Source organism: Pseudomonas sp., from assembly GCF_049301935.1.
In the GTDB taxonomy this organism is placed as follows: Bacteria; Pseudomonadota; Gammaproteobacteria; order Pseudomonadales; family Pseudomonadaceae; genus Aquipseudomonas.
This window is the reverse complement of sequence record NZ_JBAQLP010000040.1, coordinates 21,490-40,853: the sequence shown is the minus strand read 5'-3', so window position 1 is coordinate 40,853 and position 19,364 is coordinate 21,490. Positions and strand designations below refer to the sequence as shown.

The window sequence follows — 19,364 nt, the reverse complement described above, 5'->3', positions numbered from 1 at the left end:
GGCAGAACCTGATGTTCTGCGAAGACGCCGCCCGCCGCCTGCACAGCGCCCTGTTGCTACAGCCCGAACTCAGCGCCTTCCAGCTGCGCGTGGTGCATGCGGAAAGTCTGCACGCCCATGATGCGGTGGCCTCCAGTCGCTGGAACTGGAGCCCGGCATGATCCACTGCCACAACCTGCAATGGGGCCCTGCCGGCCACCCGCTGACCCCGCCATTGAATCTGCACCTGGCGCGCGCCAGCCTGACGGGCGTGATCGGCGCTAACGGCTGCGGCAAAAGCAGCCTGCTTAAGGTGATTGCCGGCATCCAGCAGCCGCTGCGTGGCGATATCGAACTCGCAGTGCCGCGCCTGGGCGGGGTGGCTTATCTGGTGCAACAGCAGGCGCTGGACCGGCAATTCCCGATTAAATTGCACGATTTGGTCAGCGCCGGCTTATGGCGCAGCCCGCTCAATCGCCAGCAGCGTCAGGCATGCCTGCAGCAAGCCCTGGCCGACTGGGGCCTGCTGGATTTGCAACAGCACAGCCTGCAAGCGCTGTCCGGCGGCGAATTGCAGCGCGCCCTGCTCGCCCGCCTGAGCCTGACCGATGCGCAGGTTCTCTTGCTCGATGAGCCGGAGGCTGCCCTGGATAAACAGGGCCTGAGCCTGCTTTGGCAGCACATCCAACGCTGGCAGGAACAGGGCCGCACGCAGATCGTGGTCAGCCACGCCATCAGCAACATGAGCCAGCACCTGGATAACGCCCTGCTGGTATCGCGCAGCGGCTGCATTTTTGCGCCGACCCACGAGCTGATGGGCCAGCGCTCGCCTCTGGAGCAGGTGGCGTGAGCCTGGAGCTGCTCTGGAACCCCTTTGTCGAGTTCGCCTTTATGCGCCGTGCGCTGATTGGCGGTGTGGCGCTGGCCGTGAGTGCCGCACCACTGGGGGTATTTCTGGTGTTGCGGCGTTTGAGCCTGATGGGTGATGCCATCGCCCACGGCATTTTGCCCGGCGCCGCCGTGGGTTTCTGGCTATTTGGCCTGAGCCTGCCGGCGCTGACCTTCGGCGGCTTGGTCGCGGGCCTGGGCATGGCGGGCCTAGCGGCATGGATAACCCGGCGCACCGGCCTGGGTGAAGACGCCAGCCTGGCCGCCATTTACCCGATTTCCCTGGCCAGCGGCGTATTGCTACTGGGCTTGGCCGGCAACAAACTCGATCTGCTGCACCTGCTGTTCGGCTCGGTGCTGGCCGTGGACCCGCCAACCCTGAATGGCATGCTGCTGGTCTCCATCGGCAGCCTAATGCTACTCGCCCTGATCTACCGCTGGTTGCTGCTGGACAGCCTCGATCCGCTGTTTCTCGCCGGCGTCAGCCGCTTCGGGCCGTTGGCCTACGGGCTGTTTCTCGGCCTGGTGGTGCTCAACCTGGTGGTCGGCTTTCAGGCCATCGGTGCGCTGATGGTGGTTGGCCTGATGATGCTGCCGGCCGCCGCCGCACGCTTCTGGAGCCGTCATCTGCCGCGCATGTTGCTGCTGGCCGCACTTATCGGCGCGCTCTGCGTCTGGCTCGGCCTGCTGCTGTCCTACTACGCCAACCTGCCCAGCGGCCCGTGCATCGTGCTGCTCGCCGGCCTGGCCTATATCTGCTCCGTACTGCTCGGGCCGCTGAATGGCCTGCTGCGCCGCCAAGCCGGTTTATCTGCCGCCCATTGAGGAACCACCATGCGCACCCTGATTGCCCTGCTGACCTTGAGTTTTGCCCTCCTCGCACACGCCGAGGACAAACTCAAGGTTGTTACCAGTTTTAGCATTTTGGCCGATATTACCCAGCAAATAGCCGGAGATAAGCTAGAAGTTCGCAACCTGGTCGGTGCCGATGCCGACGCGCACGTCTACCAGCCCAGCGCGGAAGACGCCAAAGCAGTGTTCGCGGCCGACCTGATTATCGCCAATGGCCTGGGCTTCGAGCCCTGGCTGGCGCGCCTGATGGCCAGCAGCGAGGCGCCCGGCACACGCATCGACGCCAGCGCCGGAGTGCTGCCGCTGATGCTCGATGAAGACGGCGAAAAGGTCCCCGACCCGCATGCCTGGCAGAACCTGGCCAATGCCGAAATCTATGTGCAGAACATCGCCAAAGCCCTGGGCCAGGCCGACCCGCAAAATGCCGCGCATTACAACGCCGGGCGCGATGCCTACCTGGCGCAGATCCGTAGCCTGCTGGTCGAAGCCCGCGCCGGCCTGGGCCTGCTGCCGCCTACGCAGCGCAATATCGTCACCAGCCATGACGCCTTCGCCTACCTGGGCCAGGCCTACGGCCTGAAATTTGTCGCGCCGCAGGGCTTGAGCACGGCGGACGAGCCATCGGCAGCGGAAGTGGCCGCACTGATCCGGCAGATCCGCGCCGAGGGCATCAAGGCGGTGTTTGTGGAAAACATCCGCGACCCACGGCTGATCCAGCAGATCGCCAACGAGGCCGGCGCCAAGGTCGGCGGCACCCTCTACTCCGATGCCCTGGCCAGCGAGGGGTCGGCCAGCACCTACCTGGGCATGTTCAAGCACAACCTCGACACCCTGCTGGCCGCGCTCAAGCCATAAACCTCTGGCTGCATGGGAACAGGCCAGGCTGGGCGACAGTCGTCCGCTAAACAACCCATTGAAGCGTTATCCTGCACGCCCACACCACCAAGGAAGCCCATGAGCCTTAGCAAACGCGAGCAAAGCCGGATCGAACGGACACTGGTCGCGACCCTCACCGACGCCTGCGAAGCCGCCAAGGCAGAAATTGTCGGCTTGCAATGGCTGACCCATGACGTCGATTACCAGCGCTTCCCCGACAGCCTGCGGGTGATCTGGGTCTTCGCCAGCCAGGCCGACCAGGACGCCGCCATCGCCAAGGGGCAGGATCGCCTGATGCAGGCACTCACCGCTGCCGCCTTGCAGGCAGCGGCGATTGCACTCGACACACCGGCGGCCCATGTGCATTTCGACAACGAACAACAGTGCCTGCGAATCGACGGCGGCAACTGGCAACAACGCCTGGCGCGCCAGCGTTCGAGCAAGCGCTAAAGCATGGCCAAGGAGATCGAGAACCCCTGCACGTCGCTCTGTCAGTTGAGCGGCGACCTGTGCCTGAGCTGTGGACGCAGCAAGACCGAGATCAAGCAGTGGAAGCGCATGAAGCGCCCGGAGAAGATGGCCGCCGTACAACGCGCCAGCCAACGCCTGAAAAGTCTGAATAAGAGAAACCCCTGACCTCGCGCGGTAATCCACAGCGACTCAATCACCTTGAGCAAGACATAGCCGCGACACGGTATGCGGCCGCAGAACCGAGCATAAAAGCCGCGGGGCAACGTTCATCTTTACCGAAGCCAGCCAGGTGGCCCAGGGGTTTTTTGCCAGCCAGGGATTTTCTGCGGAGCAGGCACAGACGGTGACGCGCGGCGCTGTTATTTTGCCGCTCATGCTGATGCACAAAACCCTGGAGCGGCGATGAATACCCTGACGATAATCGTACTGGCCGCCGTGGTGCTGGCCGCCTGCGCCCTGGCGCTGTGGAGCTGGTACAACCAGCGCAAGCTGGAGAAGCTGGATGAACGGATCAACCGGCAGAGCGAGCTCATCGAACAGCTCGACAGCGTGCTGGACAACCCACAGCTCAGCGAAGCCGAGCAGTTGGCGAAAAGCGAGGCCTTGCTGGCCAAGCTGCAGGAAACTCGCAAGCCTTAGGGCCGCAAATCTGTAGGCATGGCCGGCTCCTACAAACCGATGGCTAAGGGCGCTCCACGACAAATGATCTGTGACCCGACACCAGTGCCGAGGATTGGTCGCGAGCAGACGACGCGATTCCACCCTTGGGAGGAGCCAGCTTGCGGCGATCTGGCGACATTTGCAGATCAAAAGCAGCGCCAGCCCCACCCAGAATCCCGCCCCTTGCATAGCCACGCCTTGAACAGCAGGCCGTTAAAACGCGCTGTGTTGTTTACCGCCTGCGAACAGCACTAGCGGGCTTCCTACAGCCGTAGGAGCGGCCTTGGCCGCGATGTTTTTCTAGTGACCTGAATCGCGGGCAAGGCCGTTTCGACAAGGGCCGAGCATTACGCACTCAACATAGCCGTGGCGATCCAGCCATCGGGTCATCCTCGCAGCCGCTAAACCCTAGCCGGCACAGCCGGTAACGTCAGCAGGGCGGACAGCACCCGGCAATCGCCGTATCCTCTAGTGCCTGTTACTGCGAGGCCACCCATGCAGATCGAGTTACTGGAGATCCGCGACCACCTGCAGCGTTTTCCGCCCTTCGATGCGCTGCCCGACGACAGCCTCGACGCCATCGCCCGCCAGGTCGAGGTGGCCTACTTCAAGGCCGGCACAGACATCCTCCTGTACGGCGCGGCCATCCATGAACTGCACTACGTGCGCAGCGGCGCGGTGGAAATCTACCGGCGCAGCGGCGAGCTGTACAACCGCCTGAGCGAGGGCGATATCTTCGGCCAGGCCGGCCTGCTGCGCAGCAACAAGGTGCGCTTTCCGGCACGAGCGATTGAAGACAGCCTGATCTACTTTATCCCCGCCACCCTGTTCGCCCAGCTGTGCGAAGCGCACGACGGCTTTGCCGAGTTCGTCGAGGCCGAAGGCCAGTCGCGGCTCAAGTCGGCGGTGGAAAGCCAGGGCCAGGCCAGCGAACTGGTTCAGCTCAAGGTCAGCAAGCTGATCTCGCGCCAGCCGGTCTGCGTCAGTCTGGACACCCCGGTGCAACAGGCGGCCCAGCTGATGACCGAGCAAAGCGTGTCCTCCCTGGTGATTGTCGACGGCGACGCCGCCAGCGCCGCCATGGTCGGCATCCTCACCGACCGCGACCTGCGCACCCGCGTGCTCGCCGCGGGACTTGCGAGCAGTACGCCGGTGAGTCAGGTGATGTCGCCCAATCCCGTCACTATCCAGGCCGATGACAGCGTGTTCGCCGCCATGTTGTCCATGCTGCGCCACAACATCCACCACTTGCCGGTGGTACAGCGGCGCCGACCCATCGGCCTGATCAGCCTGAGCGATATCATTCGCCACGAGTCACAGAGCAGCCTGTACCTGGTCAACTCGATCTTCAACCAGCCCGATGTCGCCGGCCTGCAAAGCCTGCTGCCCGACCTGCGCGGCACCTTCGTGCGCATGGTCAACCAGCAGGCCACCGCGCATATGGTCGGCAGCGCCATGGCCGGCATCGGCCGCGCCTTTACCCAGCGCCTGCTGGAACTGGCCGAGCAAAAACTCGGCCCGCCGCCGGTGCCCTACTGCTTTATGGTCGCCGGCTCCATGGCCCGCGATGAACAGTTGCTGGTCAGCGATCAGGACAACGCCTTGGTGCTCGATGACCGCTTCGACCCGGCGCAGCACGACGCCTACTTCGCCGCCCTCGCGCAATTCGTCAGCGACGGCCTGGCCGCCTGCGGTTACAGCTACTGCAAGGGCGGCATCATGGCCAGCAACGCCCAGTGGCGGCAGCCGCTGAGCGTCTGGCGCGGCTACTTCAGCCAGTGGATCGACAACCCCAAGGCGCAAACCCTGCTGCACAGCTGCATCTTCTTCGACCTCGACGGCGTGTATGGCGAGATCGAACTGGTGGAAAACCTCAAAGACCTGCTCGCGCAGAAAGCCAGCAGCAACCCCGCCTTCCTCGCCGCCCTGGCGCGCAACGCGCTCAATCGCACGCCGCCGCTGGGCTTCTTCCGCACCTTTGTGATGGAAACCGACGGCCAGCAGAAGCACATCATCAACCTCAAAGGCCGTGGCACCGCGCCGCTCACCGACCTGATCCGCGTGCATGCCCTGGCCTGCGGCAGCAAGGCGCAGAACTCCCTGGAGCGCCTCGACGCCATCGGCAAAACCAAACTGCTGCAGCCCGAAGCCCTTAGCCAGCTGCGCTACGCCCTGGAATTTCTCAGCCTGGTACGTGCCCGCCACCAGGCCATGGCGGCGGCCGACGGCGCGCAGCCGAACAACTACATCGAGCCGAAAAAAGTCTCCGCCAGTGATCGGCACAACCTCAAGGAAGCCTTTGGCGTGCTCAGCAACGCGCAGAAATTCCTGCGCTTTCGCTACCCCGCGCAACCGAGCAAAAACCTGTGACGGCGCCCGCCACGCCACTGGACTGGGCCGCTCGTTTTAGCCAACTCGCCGCCAACGCCCGCGACCCGCGCCTGCACGCCTTCTACCAGGCCGGCTGCGTAAGCGCCGACACCCCGCTGGAGCAGGTGCCGCTGCTGGCCCTGGACGTGGAAACCACCGGCCTGGATGCCAACCAGCACGCCATCGTCAGCCTCGGCCTGCTGCCCTTTAGCCTGCAACGCATCCGCTGCGGCGCGGCGCGTTACTGGGTGGTCAAACCGGCCAGCGAGCTGAGCGGCGCATCGGTGACCTTCCACCACATCACCCACTCGGACATCCGCCACGCGCCGCGCCTGGGGCAGATCCTCGACGAGCTGCTGACCGCCATGGCCGGCAAGGTGATGGTGGTGCACTACCGCCACATCGAGCGCAGCTTTCTCGACCAGGCGCTGCGTCAGCAGCTGGGTGAGGGGTTACAGTTCCCGGTGATCGACACCATGCAGCTGGAGGCGCGCCTGTATCCCAAGCGCCAACCGGGCTGGCTGGGCCGCTTGTTGGGCCGCCAGCCGCTGTCGATCCGGTTGGCCGACAGCCGCCTGCGCTACAACCTGCCGCTGTACCAGGCGCACCATGCGTTGACCGATGCGCTGGCGACCGCCGAGCTGCTGCAGGCGCAGGTGGCGACGTGCTATGCGGCGGATACGCCGGTGGGGGAGTTGTGGAGTTGAGGGGCGCTATCCCTGCCGGTGTTCGGCATTGCATCGCGGGGCTGATATTTCTGGCACCGTAGGATGGGTTGAGCATCGCGATACCCATCATTACCCGGCTATTACATAGGTGCTCGGCACACCACCGTATGCGCTGATGTTTCGTGTTGCGCCCCCTCGGGCGCCTCACTTTTCTTTGCCCGTGCAAAGAAAAGTAAGCAAAAGAAACACGCCCCTGCATCCGGGTTTCGCTTCGCTCAACTTCCCTCCCTCCGGTGCCGCTCCGGGGGCCGGCTTACAAGGGCCATCCCTGGCCCTTTAAGCCTCTCGCCGCATCCCTGCGGCTCGTCCCCCTACACAACACCTCCGCTCGGCCTCCTGACGGGGATTTGGTGCGCGGCTGATGTTTCTGTACTGACTGGGAAAGGCAAAAGCGAGGCCTGATTGCGTAATGGACAGCCTCGGCTCGAATGAATTAGCTTCTGGCTCAGGCATGCCAGCATTTCGCCAGTAGCTGGGGCTTACCGTCCGCCATGTCGCGTTTACCTATACTGGTGCTTTCGCGTTGCTGCGAACACCTTTAAGGCAAGCGCAGACTTAACCGACGACCAAGAAGTTTATTCGACAGATCTCACGACATGCGTGTCGCAAAATTAATAGTTAGGTTTAAGGCATATCCATGGAATTAAAACAGAACCCATTTTCGTTTTATGACTTTCTAGGCTATTTCACGCCTGGAGCACTGTTTCTGTATTCCTGCCTTGCAGCCTATCAGCACGCACAATCGCAATCCGCATCTTTAGAAAGTATCGCAAACTCCATCGGTCTAGAAAAAGCGGAAGCCTACGTACCTTTTGTATTACTGGCTTACACTTTCGGCCACATATTAAGTTTCATATCATCTGTTACCATTGAGAGATACTCTTTATGGGCAATGGGTTATCCATCTAAATATCTATTAGGTGTCAAGGGCTCCGGTTATTTTTCATTCTCAAGCAATAAAAACCTTCGCCTAGCAATTCGACTGTTAGTTTTCGTAATAATACTGCCAGTGTCACTAATGGACTTCTTCATTGGAAAATTTCTTGGCCTCAGAGAACTATATGCCAAACCACTTGATGCAATGTTGGCAAATTTAATAAAGGACAAAATCTATGCCCTAATGAAATCAAAGGGCGGACTAAAGGCACCAGAAAAACATGGAAAGGCAAGTGATACCGACTTCTTTCATTACGCCTATCACTACGCAGTCGAGCATGCTCCGAATCATTTACCGAAAATGCAAAATTACGTCGCCCTGTATGGTTTCTTAAGAACATTGACCCTGCTTTCTATTTTGTTCTTCTGGGCAATGGTTTGGCACGCAATAGAGCAAAGAACTCCACCGCTAACAGCCAGCGCTACACTCTTGCTCTTGTCAATGCTCTGCTATCTACTGTTTATGGCTTTTGTTAAATTCTATCGCCGATTTTCATTAGAAGCCTTAATGGCAGCCTCAGTTGTATATCAAGAAAAAACCTAATTATTTGTTAAAACCGTTCGCTTTGCGAGAGGGAAAATATGACTGATTTCCACGAAAAATCTCTCGACCACGCTTGGCGCTATTTTGAATTACATGCAAATCAGCGCATGACTGTATTTAACTTCTTTCTTGTCGCCACAGGGTTAATATCTGCAGGAATAGCAGCATCATTGCAAAGCGATAAGAACTTAACTTTGCTTGGCGTTTTCCTTGGCATTCTATTAGCATTTATCTCGTTCATATTCTGGAAGCTTGACCAACGAGTTTGCTCGCTCATGAAAAGTGCAGAGTTAGCCATGGCGTCACTAGAGTCCGTATTTCCAATAGACACCGTACATCTGTTTAAGGGTGAGTCCGCACTAACTAATGAGGCGTGCTCAACTGGCAATTCGTGGATACGCCACTGGACTTATGGCCAATCATTCAGAGTAACCTTTTGGACAACCGGTATATTTGGCGCATCGTCTGCACTATTTTCAATATTTAGTTTGCTTGGCTTATTGCAGTGAAATTTTTCATTTAGCGTAAAGTTAACAAATTTATTTCACGATATCAAACAAACACACATGCTCTTTTCCGCTCGTTTTTAGTTATTTCCAGCTCAGATACATCGCACTTCCAGCCGCGCGCCAAATCCCCCGTCAGAAGGCCGAGCGCAGGCACTGCGTAGGGGGACGAGCCGCATGGATGCGGCGAGAGGCGTAATGGGCCAGGGATGGCCCATGTACGCCGGCCCCCGGAGCAGTGCCGGAGGGAGGGAAGTCGAGCGCAGCGAGACCCGGATGCCGGGGTGCCCTTCTTTTTGGTTACTTTTTCTTGGGCAAGCAAGAAAAAGTGACGCGCCCGAGGGGGCGCAACACAAGCCATCAGCGCACACGGTGCAATGCCGAACACCGATGGCAAAGCAAAGCATCGCGGCCATGGGCCGCTCCTACAGGCGCCAGCCCATACAAACCCCGGGCATAAAAAAGCGCGCCCGAAGGCGCGCTCTTGTACTACCCAAAAGCAATGGTCAGCGCGGTTCGCTTATCAAGCCTTTGACGATGGAAATACAGCCCAGCAACAGCACGATGGTAAACGGCAACCCCGTCGACACCGCCATGGCCTGCAGGGCCACCAGGCCGCCGCCGAGCAGCAGGGCGATGGCGATGATGCCTTCGATAATCACCCAGAACACCCGCTGCGGCACGGGCGCGTTGACCTTGCCGCCGGCGGTGATGGTGTCGATCACCAGGGAACCGGAGTCCGACGAGGTGACGAAGAACACGATCACCAGCACGATGCCGATAAACGAGCTGATCTCGGCCAACGGCAGTTCCGCCAGCATGGCGAACAGCTTCAGCTCCAGGGCGGCGTCCTGCACGCCGGTAAAGCCATCACCAACCAGCTGACTGATACCGGTGCCACCGAAAGCGGTCATCCACAGCACCGACACCAGCGACGGCACCAGCAGCACGGCGATCAAAAACTCGCGCACGGTACGGCCACGGCTGACGCGGGCGATAAACATGCCCACGAACGGCGACCAGCTGATCCACCAGGCCCAGTAGAAGGCCGTCCAGCCTTGGCTGAAGTTGGCGTCTTCACGGGCAATCGGGTTGGACAGCGCCGGCAGGTGCTGCAGGTACGCGCCGAGGTTGTCGAAGAAGCCGGTGAGGATGGCCAGCGTCGGCCCGGCGATGATCACGAACAGCAGCAGCAAGATGGCCAGGCCCATGTTCAGCTCGGACAGGCGTTTGACCCCTTTATCCAGGCCAGCCAGCACCGACAGCAGGGCGATGGCGGTAATGCCGATAATCAGCAGCACCTTGCTGGTGTCCGTGGCAGCGATGCCAAACAGTTTGTCCAGGCCGGCTGCTGCCTGTTCCGCACCCAGGCCCAGGGAGGTGGCCAGGCCAAACAGGGTAGCGAACACCGCGAGGATGTCGATCACATGCCCCGGCCAGCCCCACACGCGCTCACCGAGAATCGGGTAAAAAATCGAGCGGATCGACAGCGGCAGGCCCTTGTTGAAGGAGAACAGCGCCAGCGCCAGGGCGACGATGGCGTAGATCGCCCAGGGGTGCAGGCCCCAGTGGAAGATGGTCGCGGCCATGCCCAAACGCGCCGCGGCTTCGGCATCACCGGCAGCTGCGCCCAGTGGGGCCCAGTCGGTACGCACACCGTCCGCACCGACGCTGACCCCGCCCATGGCGGATGAGAAGTGCGACATCGGCTCGGCCACGCCGTAGAACATCAGGCCGATGCCCATACCGGCGGCGAACAACATGGAGAACCAGCCGACGTAACTGTAGTCCGCCGTGGCATCCATGCCGCCGAGGCGTACCTTGCCCAGCGGCGAGATGATCAGGCCGAGGCAGAGCAGCACGAAGATGTTTGCCGAACCGAGGAAGAACCAGGCCAGGTTGCTGGTAAGCCAGCCACGCATGGCGCTGAATAAGGGCTCGACCTGGTTTTGCAGGGCCAGGGTTAGCACCACAAACAGCACGATGGTCAGTGCCGAGATGCTGAAAACCTTGCCGTGGATGTCGAGGGGAAACAAAAACTGTCCCTTGATATTGTCCTGACCGATGACGTAGTCGGTGTCGATCAGATTGGCCTCGCCCGAAGGGGCGGGGATGCCGTCCAGAATTGCCGCTTCTGGTTGCGGGGTCGTGTCAGACGAAGGGTCTTTTCCCATATGGAATGCTCCTTTGGCGTGTGGCACGCATTACGCGCACGAGGACGGATTGCCCTACTCGTACAGCCGCCCGAACCGGCGACTGCGGGGCATAGGGTAACAGCCATAGCCCCTGCGTGCAGGCGCAAGGCCAGTATTGGCGGCCATTGCAGCCCGCGACGCGGTGGTTATTTGGTCTATTGGGTCAGATTTTCTCGGCACTTTGCCTCCCGCAAGGCGAGGCAATTAGCTATGGTTGGCCTACGGCCTGCTCGGGGTCGCTGTTCGAGATATCGCTGATGAGAGCATTGCTGACGCTGCTGGCCTGCCTGCCTTTTACCCTGGCCTCGCTGACACAGGCCGAGACCTTCAAGGTCGGGGTCGAGCTGCAGCCCTACTTGCCTTACTCCAACGTGCAGGATGGCCAATACCTGGGCTATGGCCGCGACCTGCTCGACGCCTTTGCGGCGCACCAGGGCCATGAATTTATCTACCAGCCGCTGCCGGTGCGGCGCCTGCTCAACGACTTCCTCAACGGCCGGGTGGATTTCAAATACCCGGACAACCCGCGCTGGAACGCCGACCTGAAACAAGGCCACAGCCTGAATTACAGCCAGGCAGCGGCGGCGGCCATCGACGGCGTACTGGTCAAGCCGCAGTTTCTCGGCAAGGGTAAAGAGCGCCTACGTCGCCTCGGTACGCAGCGCGGCTTTACCCCCTGGCCGTATCTGGATGAGATCAAGGCCGGCAAGATTCTGCTGATCCAGGCCAATCAGATCGACTCGCTGCTGGCCATGGCCATGAGCGACCGGGTCGACGGCGTTTACCTCAACCCGCAAGTGGTGCGTCACCAGCTGTACAACAACGCGGAAAACGGTCTGGTATTCGACCCCAGCCTGCCTTATCAGGATGACCACTACTTCCTCTCGAGCATCCAGCACCCCGAGGTGATCGCGCAGTTCGACGCCTTCCTCAGCAGCCAGGCCGCGCTGGTGCAAACGCTAAAAGAACGCCACGGCATCAGCGACCCGCTTAACGGCTATTAGGGCTGCGGCACTGCCCCCTGGCCGGCCAAACCACGGTGCTGGTTACGTCGCTCACTTAACACCCGTGAGCGGCGCTTCTTGGCCCAGATAACGATGCCGGTCAGCGACAGCATGGCCACTGCCAACCCCAGCAGCGAGACCAGAATGCGCCCCGGCATGCCGAGAATCCGCCCGGAATGCAGGGGGAACTGCGCCTGCATAAAAATATCCCCGGCACTGCCTGTGCCTGGAATCTGCGTGCCTGCCAGCGCGCCGCTCTGGCCGTCCAGGTACAACCAGGGATTGCCCAAGCCGCCGTCGCCGTGATCGTTTTCGGCGGTGTAGAAGCCCACGCCGTAGACATCGAATTCCGGCGAATAGAACACCCCGCCCGGCGGTTTATCCAATCCCAGCCGCGTCGCTTCGGCGGCTGCCAGGCTGACGGCCTCGGCGCGGCTGATGCCCGGTTGCTGCTGCTGATCGAGGCTGACCGGGGTACGGCTGGCGAACGGGCTGGGGGTCAGCGGCGAAAACAGCTCAACCAGCGGCCGGGTTACCTGCACGTTGAGGTTCATCGACACCGAGGTGACCGCCAGTATCAGCAGCAAGCCCCAGATCCACACCCCGCCGGAGCGGTGCAGGTCGAAATTGAGCTTGTAGCCGCCCTGCTGCCAGCGAAAGGCGAAGGACTTGCGCCAGGCGCGCCAGCTGGGAAACGACAGCCACAGGGCGATAAAGCAATCCAGGGTCCAGACGATGGCGACAATACCGAACAACAGAATGCCCAGCTCCATGCCGAAACCGTCGGGGATATGCAGGCTGTAGTGCAGCTTGTAGAGGAACGGCATGAGGTTTTCACGGCTCAGCGACACCGCGCCCCACATGCGCCGCCCCTGCTCCTCGCCAGTCACCGGGTCGAGCACAACCTGGTTGAAATCAAGCTCATAGGCCTTGCCAGTGACCGGATCGAGGCGCGGGTTGACGCTGACGCCGAAGGCGTGACCGGGCTCGGTATACAGCGGCATAAAGCCGACTTGCAGACGCGGATCACGCGCCTCCAGCTGCGCCGCCAGGGCTTGCGGCGTTTGCACCGACCCCTCGCTGCGGGCCTCGAACAGCTGTGGATTAAGCCATTCGTCGATCTCGTGATCCCAGGAAATTACCGCCCCGGTCAGCCCGGAGACAAACAGGAACACGGCAATAAACAGGCCGAACCAACGGTGCAGAACTACAAAAGCGGAACGCATGGCTTTTCTCGTCAAGGTACAGCCAGATGCCGGTAGCCTCGCGGCACCGGCACCGGCGCTTTTTAGTATTTCCAGCTGACTGTCATGCTGGCGTTACGCGGCGCACCGTAATACGCCTGAGTCCAGTAGAGGCTGCTCAGGTACTTCTCGTCGGTGAGGTTGTTGAGGTTGGCCGAAACGCTCCAGTTCGGATCGATGTCGTAACTGGCCATCAGGTTGACCAGGGCATAGGCGTCCTGCTCGGCGCTGCCGTTGTGGATATCGTCCTGCCAATTGAGGCTGGCACCGACCTTGACCCGCTCAAGCTGCGGAATACGGTAGGTGAGAGACGAGCGCAGCATATGCTTGGGCGCATAAGTGCGGCCGTGCTTGTGTTGTTCGTCCTGGATATCGACGAAGGTGTAACCGGCCATCGCCTGCAGGCCGGACAGCAGCTCGCCGGAGACTTCCACCTCATAGCCTTCGCTGAGGTAATTGGCGGCGTTGAACACCTGCTGGCCAGCGACGAAACCACCCGACTCCGGAACATTCGCCTGCTGGGTACGGAACGTTGCGACAGTCAGGTTGAGCTTGCCATCAAGCAATTCGCCCTTGATACCGGCTTCATAGCTCTTGCCTTGCAGGGGCTCCAGGCGGTCGCCATTACGGTCAAGCTTAGCCTGAGGGTCAAAGATTTCGGTGTAACTGACGTACAACGAGTATTGCTCGTTGAGGTCGTAAACCAGGCCGGCATAAGGCGTGATATCACGGTCTTCACGGGAGCGCGGGCGGTTATAGCTTTCCCCCTCGCTCTCATGATCGATCGCCCGAGCGCCGAGAATCAGCGTTAGAGGCTCGGCAAGGCTCAGACGCGCCGCCGAGTACAGGCTTTTCTGCGTGTCTGTAAAGGCGCTGCCGCCAATGGCGGCGTCGAACGCCGGCTCAGGATAGTCACCATTCCAATCTTGCAATGGGGGAAGCGCGGTACCGATGCCCTGGCCATAGTGGGATACATCCTGCAACTTGGATTTCGCCCAGGAGCCACCGAGCACCAGCTCATGTTCACGCCCGCCGAGTGCAAAAGGCCCACTGAGATTAAGGTCAACAATCGACTGAGTGTTCTTGTCCTCGTACAACGAGGGATAGGAAAACAAGCCCAGACCCGTGCTGCGATCCGGCGTGCCGTACACGTAGAACAGCTTGGCATCCCCCTCTTTCTCTACCCGGGTGAGCGTGCCCTTGGCCTGCCAGCCATTGGCGAAACGATGGCTTAATTCAGCGAAGGTGCGCTGCTCCTGGTTGTCCCAATAGGACCAGTCGCTGGCAGTGCTGGTGGAGCGGGAAAACTTAGTTGGCGAGCCGTCTGTGTAGGTCAACGGTAGCGCGCCCCACATCGGGCTATTGGCATCGCTCTCCTGCAGGGTATGACCGAGGCTGAACAGCGTGCTGTCACTGAGATCGAAATCGACCACAGCGTGGAAGATGTTCTTTTCCCGCGAATAGCGATCCAGATAGGAATTCTTATTCTCGTGGGCATAGACCGCACGGCCACGGATATTGCCCGCGTCGGTCAGCGCGCCAGACACATCGGCGTCGATACGCCGCTTATCCCAAGAGCCTCCCGTCAGGTCAACGCGCGCCTGGGGTGCCAGGGTCGGTCGTTTGCGCACGAAGTTGACGGTGGCGGACGGATTGCCGGTGCCGCTCATCAAGCCATTAGCGCCCCGTACCACCTCGATGCGTTCAAAAGGTGCAGTGTCGATGCTGCCATCGAGGTTCCCATAAACGAAGGGCATGCCGATGCCGTCGTACTGGAAATTAGTGATGTCAAAACCGCGGGCAGTGAAGTAGGTGCGGTCGGTCTCCACCTCTTCCACCGAGACCCCGGTGGTGTACTTCAGCGCGTCATTGACGCTGTCGAGCTTGAAATCTTCCAGCTGCGCGCCAGTGATGGTGGAAATCGATTGCGGCGTCTGCCGTGGGGTCAGTTCCAGCTTGGTGGCGGCGCTGCTCGGCTGCGCCTTATAGCTGTCGGGCTGGGCATCGTCGGTACTGCCGACGACGGTCTGGGCATCGAGTTGCACCGCCGTGTCTGTAGCGGCCAGGGCGTGATTGAAACTGCAGGCGGCGGCAATGGCCACGGCTAGACGGGTCTTTCTGGACAACACAAGGACTCTCCCCAATGCGAAAATCGAATGCCCTGCAGGGGCGTCCGTGCTTGCAGGAGGTGCTTAGCAGCATGCGCAGCGGTAATCGAAACACGCCGACGCAAATGCTAATAATTATCGATTGAATTTTCGCAGCAATTTGCCGCCCTCGTCAACGCTATTGAGGTTTATTATCGTTTGGTAGTCATTCACACTTCCCTGCTGCTTGCGCAGACTGGTATCTGCCTGCCACCAATCACTGCGGCCGCAGCCCGCCGCAATCGGCCGCCACCCAGCGCGCATGGCTCTGCATGCTGCTGTTCTGGCCATCGAAGGTGCCGTTGAGCGTTGAGGTGAATTCCTTGTCGCTGAGAAAACGCGTCTCCCCTTCGCCCATACCGTTGGGGCAGCTGAAGCGGAATTTCCACCGCTCGGCGCTGCGTTCGGTGACTTGATTGCTGCAGCCGGACTCGGGGTCTTGCAGGGGGATCTGCTGGGCCTTGATCTGCGCCGCGCTCATGCAGATGCGCACACCCTGATCGCCCAGTTGCACGCCCTGCTGGGCCAGCATCTGCTCCATCATCTGGCGTTGCTCGGGCGGCAGATTTTTCATCTGTTCGAGCATTTGCGCCATCCCCGGCACCGCCTGGCCGCCGACCTGCATAGAGTGCGAGCTGATTTCCCAGAGACCGGGCTGGATATCCAGCGCGCTTGCCAGGGCGGGCAGCAGGCAAAGGCTGAGTACCAGGGGTTTGCCAAGGACGCGGCGCATGGGCGGCTCCTGCAATAAGTCGGCGACCCTGCAAGCGTAGACCGCTGCATACAGCTGTGCGCCTGATGGGTTACGCCGCGCCGGAGCGTGCGGCAGAACCCCTGAATCTGCCGCGCGGCTAACCCATCCTACGGGGTGACTTCCTCCTGATAGATGCGCAGGCCGCGCGCCTGGTAGTTGGCCAATGCGCTGGGGTGATCCAGGCTACAGGTATGCACCCAGACCTTGGTGGTGCCCGGCCAGGCCCAGGCGCACTGCAGCGCGTGAGTGAGCAATGGGCCGCCAAAGCCCTGGCCGAAGAAGGCCTCGGCCAGGCCGAAATAGAGAATCTCCACCGCGCCGTCGGCATCGCGCAGCAGCTCGTAATACCCGGCGATGGCGCCCTGGTGATAGGCCACCCAGGTGCGGTGATTGGGCTGTTCGATCAGCGCGCGCCACTGCGCGTCCGTCCAGCTGAGTTTGTCGGTCCACTGCCAGGGCTCGCCGACCAGCTGGTAGAGAAAGCGGTTGAGCTGAAACTGCTTGTGCTGGCATTCCACCACGCTCAGCTCGGCCGGCAGTGGCTTGGCAAGAATCTGCTCGGGGTGCTGCATAGCCAGGTAATAGGTGATGGTGCGCATAACAGCCTGCCTGTCAGTCAATCTGCTGAAACTAACCGTTACGGCAAATGAACAAAACCCCCACCGGCTGCGCCAAATGGGGGTTCTCCTCTACAACAACCAGGGCTTGTGGCCCGGGAGCAGACGCAGCCTTAGCCGTCGTCCTGGCCTGCCGCCGCAGCGGCCGGGGAGCGTTGCTCACAGCTCCAGAGTTCCAACGCCGGCTGGCTCGCTTGTGGCGGGCCGAGCCATTCACTCATGGAGTGGCAACGCTGGTTGAAACACAGTTGATAATCCCCTGCCTCGGGGGTTCGCCCCAAACGCAGTGGCTGCAAGGGCGGTAGCTGACGCTGGTAATGCCAGCTGCCCTCGCGCAGTTCGGCGCCGTGTGGAATCTCCATACCGGCCCCGGAACCCTTGACCCGCGCCTCGCCGAGCAGCAACCCCGCAGGCGTGACGCGGTAATCCTCTTCCCAACGAATCTTCTCAATCGTGTGCGTCCAGGCCAGGGTAAAGCTGGCCGTGGGCACTTCTGCCCATACCGCGCCGGCCAAGCCCAGGCACAAGCCGATCACGCCGTGGCCACCTGAGCACGATGGGCACGCCAGACATGCTGGGCAATAAACAGCGCCGCCAGGGCGAAGCCGATTTCGTCGCTCATCGGTGTGGCCAGAATCAGGCTGGCGCCGGCAGCAAAGCCCAGCGCGCGCTCCCACCAGCTCAGCTTGGCCTGCAGGTAACCGGTAAACACCACGCCCCAGATGCCGATGGCCAACAGCGCCTTGAGTACCACATAGAGGGTGGCCAACAGGCTATCGCCCTGCAGCATCAGCGCCGGCTCATACACCGCCATAAAGGGCACAACAAAGCCGGCCACGGCGATGCGAATCGCCCACAGGCTGATCTTCAGGCCGCTCTCCTTGGCAATCGGTGCTGCGGCGAAACAGGCCAGCGCTACCGGCGGGGTGAGGTCGGCCATGATGCCGAAATAGAACACGAACATATGCGAGACGATCAGCGGCACGCCCAGCTCCAGCAGCGCCGGCGCGGCAATCGAGCTGGTGATGATGTAGTTGGGAATGGTCGGGATACCCATGCCCAGCACCAGGCAGGTGAGCATGGTGAGAATCAGCGAGAGGAACAGGTTGTCCTGGCCAATGGCGAGGATATAGCCGGCAAAGGTGGACGCCACCCCGGTCAGCGACACCACACCGATGATCACCCCCACCAGGGCGCAGGCGATGCCCACCGGCACCGCATGCCGTGCACCTTCCACCAGCGCGTGCAGGCAGATGGTCAGGGTGTCGCGGCCGCCTTTGATAAACCAGCACAGCGCCACCAACAGCGCGACCACGCCGAACACCACGCCGATGCCGAGCTGGAAGAAGCCGGCGCAGAGCACGCCCAGGGCAATCCAGAAGGCGAAGCGCATGACCTTGGATGACACCCGCAGGATGATCGCCGAGCCGAGAATCACAATCGCGGTCAGGGCCAGACCGACCATCCCGGAGAACAGCGGCGTGCGCCCGGAGAACAGCAGGTAGATCAGGATAAACAGCGGAATCAGCAGGTACCAGCGCTGCTTCACCGCGGCCCAGGGGTTCGGGCACTGGTCCTTCGGCAGGCCTTGCAGGTTGGCGCGCTTGGCTTCCAGGTGGACCATCCAGAACACCGAGCCGAAGTACAGCAGCGCCGGAATCAGCGCGGCCTTGGCCACCTCGAAGAACGGCACGTTGATCGTCTCGGCCATGATAAAGGCCACCGCGCCCATGATCGGCGGCATGATCTGGCTGCCCATCGACGAGGTCGCTTCCACGCCGCCAGCAAACGCCGGCTTGTAGCCGAAGCGCTTCATCAGCGGGATGGTGAACTGGCCGGTGGTGACCACATTGGCCACCCCCGAGCCGGTAATAGTGCCCATCAGCGCCGACGACACCACCGAGACCTTGGCCGGGCCACCGAGCTTGTGGCCGAACAGGCCCATGGCGAAATCGGTGAACAGCTTGATCATCCCGGCCTGTTCAAGGAAGGCGCCGAACAGGATAAACAGGAAGATATAGGTGGCCGATACATAGGTCGGCGTGCCGTACAGCCCCTCGGTGCCGAAGGCCAGCTGGTTGACCAGCTGATCGATGGCGTAGCCACGGTGCATCAGGTCGCCCGGCAGGTACTGACCGAACAGGCCGTAGGCGAGAAACAGCGCGCAGATAAAGGGCAGGGCGATGCCCATCACCCGCCGTGCGGCCTCGAATACCAGCACGATCAGCACCAGGCCGACGAGCATGTCGCTGCTGCTCAGGTCACCGGAACGCTGAATCAGATCGGCTTCGAAATACCACTGGTAGAGCGCCGTGGCCATGCCGGCCAGGCCCAGTAGCCAGGCCATTGGCTGCCAGGGCTGGCCCTTGCCACGGGCGGGAAAGCAGAGAAACACCACCAGCAGCAGAAAGCCCACATGCACGGCACGCAGAATCTGGCTGGAGACCGGGTGGAAGGCCGCGGTGATGATCTGGAACGTCGAGAACAGCAGCGCGACATAAAACAGCGCTTTCGGCCAATCGCTGGGACTGCCGGCGAGGCCCTGGTTTTGCTCACTCATAAAGGTCACACCCTGGTTACAACGTCGATAGCA

The 19,364-nt window shown here is 61.1% G+C and carries 19 protein-coding genes; 12 read left to right on the top strand and 7 right to left on the bottom strand.

Going from position 1 to position 19,364, the window contains the following annotated elements:
• The 11 genes from WA145_RS05750 to WA145_RS05700 all read left to right on the top strand — a co-directional run.
• Window positions 1-161: GTP cyclohydrolase, FolE2/MptA family (locus WA145_RS05750; RefSeq protein ID WP_422580650.1), on the top strand; the 161-nt coding region annotated here is incomplete at its 5' end.
• Window positions 158-829, top strand: coding sequence for a metal ABC transporter ATP-binding protein (locus WA145_RS05745; protein WP_422580647.1), 672 nt, complete (start codon window positions 158-160; stop codon window positions 827-829). The genes WA145_RS05750 and WA145_RS05745, both read left to right, overlap by 4 nt.
• A gap of 41 nt (window positions 830-870) precedes the next feature.
• Window positions 871-1,692: a metal ABC transporter permease gene (locus tag WA145_RS05740; RefSeq protein WP_422580649.1), complete on the top strand. Its 822-nt coding sequence runs from the start codon at window positions 871-873 to the stop codon at window positions 1,690-1,692.
• Window positions 1,693-1,701: 9 nt separating this feature from the next.
• On the top strand, window positions 1,702-2,574 hold the full coding sequence (locus tag WA145_RS05735; protein ID WP_422580646.1) for a metal ABC transporter substrate-binding protein: 873 nt from the start codon (window positions 1,702-1,704) through the stop codon (window positions 2,572-2,574).
• 99 nt (window positions 2,575-2,673) lie between these two features.
• On the top strand, window positions 2,674-3,045 hold the full coding sequence (locus WA145_RS05730) for a hypothetical protein (protein ID WP_422580645.1): 372 nt from the start codon (window positions 2,674-2,676) through the stop codon (window positions 3,043-3,045).
• A gap of 3 nt (window positions 3,046-3,048) precedes the next feature.
• Window positions 3,049-3,231 carry a DUF1289 domain-containing protein gene (locus WA145_RS05725; protein WP_422580644.1) on the top strand — a complete coding sequence of 61 codons (183 nt, stop codon included), beginning with the start codon at window positions 3,049-3,051 and terminating at the stop codon, window positions 3,229-3,231.
• A gap of 237 nt (window positions 3,232-3,468) precedes the next feature.
• Window positions 3,469-3,705: a hypothetical protein gene (locus WA145_RS05720; RefSeq protein ID WP_422580643.1), complete on the top strand. Its 237-nt coding sequence runs from the start codon at window positions 3,469-3,471 to the stop codon at window positions 3,703-3,705.
• Window positions 3,706-4,221: 516 nt separating this feature from the next.
• Window positions 4,222-6,096: a DUF294 nucleotidyltransferase-like domain-containing protein gene (locus WA145_RS05715; protein ID WP_422580642.1), complete on the top strand. Its 1,875-nt coding sequence runs from the start codon at window positions 4,222-4,224 to the stop codon at window positions 6,094-6,096.
• A complete protein-coding gene (locus WA145_RS05710) occupies window positions 6,093-6,803 on the top strand; it encodes a 3'-5' exonuclease (protein ID WP_422580641.1) in 711 nt (236 codons plus the stop codon). Before WA145_RS05715 ends, WA145_RS05710 begins: the two co-directional genes overlap by 4 nt.
• A 658-nt stretch (window positions 6,804-7,461) precedes the next feature.
• On the top strand, window positions 7,462-8,304 hold the full coding sequence (locus WA145_RS05705; protein ID WP_422580640.1) for a hypothetical protein: 843 nt from the start codon (window positions 7,462-7,464) through the stop codon (window positions 8,302-8,304).
• 38 nt (window positions 8,305-8,342) lie between these two features.
• A complete protein-coding gene (locus tag WA145_RS05700; RefSeq protein WP_422580639.1) occupies window positions 8,343-8,813 on the top strand; it encodes a hypothetical protein in 471 nt (156 codons plus the stop codon).
• Window positions 8,814-9,316: 503 nt separating this feature from the next.
• Here WA145_RS05700 and WA145_RS05695 read toward each other — a convergent pair.
• Entirely contained in the window at window positions 9,317-10,984 is a 1,668-nt protein-coding gene (locus WA145_RS05695; protein ID WP_422580638.1) for a BCCT family transporter, read from the bottom strand.
• A gap of 278 nt (window positions 10,985-11,262) precedes the next feature.
• On the opposite strand from WA145_RS05695, the gene WA145_RS05690 reads away from it, so the two are divergent.
• Window positions 11,263-12,009 carry a substrate-binding periplasmic protein gene (locus WA145_RS05690; RefSeq protein WP_422580637.1) on the top strand — a complete coding sequence of 249 codons (747 nt, stop codon included), beginning with the start codon at window positions 11,263-11,265 and terminating at the stop codon, window positions 12,007-12,009.
• Here WA145_RS05690 and WA145_RS05685 read toward each other — a convergent pair.
• The 6 genes from WA145_RS05685 to WA145_RS05660 form a co-directional block, all read right to left on the bottom strand.
• Window positions 12,006-13,235 (bottom strand): PepSY-associated TM helix domain-containing protein, encoded by a 1,230-nt coding sequence (locus tag WA145_RS05685; protein ID WP_422580636.1) that lies wholly within the window; start codon window positions 13,233-13,235, stop codon window positions 12,006-12,008. The genes WA145_RS05690 and WA145_RS05685 overlap by 4 nt on opposite strands.
• A gap of 62 nt (window positions 13,236-13,297) precedes the next feature.
• A complete protein-coding gene (locus WA145_RS05680; protein WP_422580635.1) occupies window positions 13,298-15,382 on the bottom strand; it encodes a TonB-dependent siderophore receptor in 2,085 nt (694 codons plus the stop codon).
• Between the two features lie 235 nt (window positions 15,383-15,617).
• Window positions 15,618-16,133 (bottom strand): DUF3617 domain-containing protein, encoded by a 516-nt coding sequence (locus WA145_RS05675; RefSeq protein ID WP_422580634.1) that lies wholly within the window; start codon window positions 16,131-16,133, stop codon window positions 15,618-15,620.
• A 128-nt stretch (window positions 16,134-16,261) separates the two neighbouring features.
• Entirely contained in the window at window positions 16,262-16,753 is a 492-nt protein-coding gene (locus tag WA145_RS05670) for a GNAT family N-acetyltransferase (protein ID WP_422580633.1), read from the bottom strand.
• A 131-nt stretch (window positions 16,754-16,884) separates the two neighbouring features.
• Window positions 16,885-17,307, bottom strand: a complete 423-nt coding sequence (locus WA145_RS05665) for a DUF1850 domain-containing protein (RefSeq protein ID WP_422580632.1) — start codon at window positions 17,305-17,307, stop codon at window positions 16,885-16,887.
• Window positions 17,304-19,331, bottom strand: a complete 2,028-nt coding sequence (locus tag WA145_RS05660; protein WP_422580631.1) for a TRAP transporter permease — start codon at window positions 19,329-19,331, stop codon at window positions 17,304-17,306. Before WA145_RS05660 ends, WA145_RS05665 begins: the two co-directional genes overlap by 4 nt.
• Between the last annotated feature and the right edge of the window lie 33 nt (window positions 19,332-19,364).